Origin of the sequence: Promineifilum sp. (SeqCode), from assembly GCF_041918635.1 — a bacterium.
Classification (GTDB): domain Bacteria; phylum Chloroflexota; class Anaerolineae; order Promineifilales; family Promineifilaceae; genus Promineifilum.
This window is the reverse complement of record NZ_JAYRVJ010000183.1, coordinates 1-1,759: the sequence shown is the minus strand read 5'-3', so window position 1 is coordinate 1,759 and position 1,759 is coordinate 1. Positions and strand designations below refer to the sequence as shown.

The window sequence follows — 1,759 nt, the reverse complement described above, 5'->3', positions numbered from 1 at the left end:
GATATCGCGCCGCTGCTCCGGGGCGACGTAGCGCCCCGTCAGCAGGGCGGCGCGGCCGGTAGTCACGGTCATTTTGTAGCCGGGCAGTCGGGCCAGGTCGAAGTCGCCGACCTTGGCCCGCCCCTCGCGCGTCAGGTAGATCGCATCGGGCGACAGGCTGCGGTGGATGAACCCCTTGCCGTGGCAGAACGCCAGGGCCGAGGCCACGTCGCGCAAGACGACCCGGCGGCGCTCGGCGGGCAGCGGCCCCCGCGCCAGCGCGGCGGCCAGCGTGTCGAGGCCGGTATGCTCCAGGACGAGAAAGTAGTTGTTGTTGGAACGGAGGTCGCGCTCGAAAATGATCGGCTTGACCAGGTTTTCATGGTCGCCGGCCGCGTGCAGGGCCATCAGTTCGCGCTTGAAGCGCTCGACCGCCCGCATCAGCGACGGGACGCCGGTGAAGCTCTCCAGCCGGTACGCCTTGATGCGCACGTGGCGGCTGTGCAGCTCCACGTCGTAGCCGTTTAGCTCGACGTAGTAGGGGTGGGTGCGCCCTTGGGACGTGACCTGGAAGTTGGCGATCTGGAGGGGGCGCGGCTGGTCGTGATGGGGGGCCAGCACGTCGCAGGCACGCTTCATGTCGTCCGGCCGGAGGCGGGGCGAGTCGGGGTAAACGTGGTCGCGCCCGCGAATGGCGCGGATCAGCCCGTCGTCAGCCATCCCGAACTCGCGGTTCATGAACGGATAGTTGCCGGGCCGGCTCACTTTCAGAAGCCCGCGCACCAACAGCACAAGGCCGATAGTCCGGAAACGGCCCAGATTCGAGGACTCACGCTTCAGATAGCCTTTCAAAATGCGCGCGTGCGATTCGGCCTCTTGTGACGGGTTCGGCCGGCTGCCGCTGGGCGTCTCCCAGGCATCGATCCCGGCGACCAGCGCGCCGGCCCAGTTTTTGACCTCCACGTCGTAGATACCGTTTTGGTTGATGACGACGAAGTCCATCTCGCACAGCTGGTTGTTGTGGTCGCGCACGTAGACGTTGCTGAGGATGTAGCCCTCGTCGTCGTGCAGCTTTTCCTCCAGGAAGCGCCGGGCGGTGTTCTCGCCGTCGTCGGGGGGGAGGAAGGTAGCGCCGGGAATGAATTTCATAAGCGGCTCCTCGCGCCTAATTGGGCGGCGGTAGATAGATGCGAACGTGGCAGCCGTGGTTTTGGCCGTCGGCGCCAATCGGCAGATGGTTACTGTCCAGACCAATGACCCGCAACTGAATGATGTACCACCCTCCGCCAAACGTGTCTTGCTCTGGCTCAAATGACCACCGGTAGAGCAAACCGCCGACGACGGGGATAGTAAAGTGGGCCTTGGGATGGAAATAGCCGTCGGGCGCGGTCAGGCCGATCTCGTACTGCCGGAAGTTGGGGTCGGCGGCCCAGCCGTGAATCTCCAACGTCTCGCGGTCGGCGCCCATGCTGGTCCCATCGGCCGGCGCCACGATCTGCTGGATGCCATCTACACAGGTGTTCGGCGGCATCGTCGGCGTGGGCGGCGGCGGCGTGGTGGGCGGCCGGGGGACGTTGGTGGCGGTGGGCGTGGCCGTGGCGGTGGGCGTCGCCGTGGGCGTGGGCGTGTCGGTGGCTGCGGTTGTGGCCGTCGTGGTGGCGGCGGCGGTCGCCGTGGCCGTCGGGCTGAGGGTCGCGGTCGGGGTAAACGTGGGCGTCGGCATGGGGGGATCGATGGGATCGGCCGGCGTTTTTGACGGCGTGGGCGCTTCCTCGGTCGG

General features: G+C 66.9%; 1 protein-coding gene and 1 pseudogene. Both read right to left on the bottom strand.

Translation table 11 applies throughout. The features are described from left to right. On the bottom strand, positions 1–1,128 hold a 1,128-nt coding region (locus ACE3UY_RS06245; RefSeq protein WP_374686688.1), incomplete at its 3' end, for an NERD domain-containing protein. 16 nt (positions 1,129–1,144) lie between these two features. Next, positions 1,145–1,759, bottom strand: a pseudogene (locus tag ACE3UY_RS06240) (hypothetical protein); the annotation flags it as partial.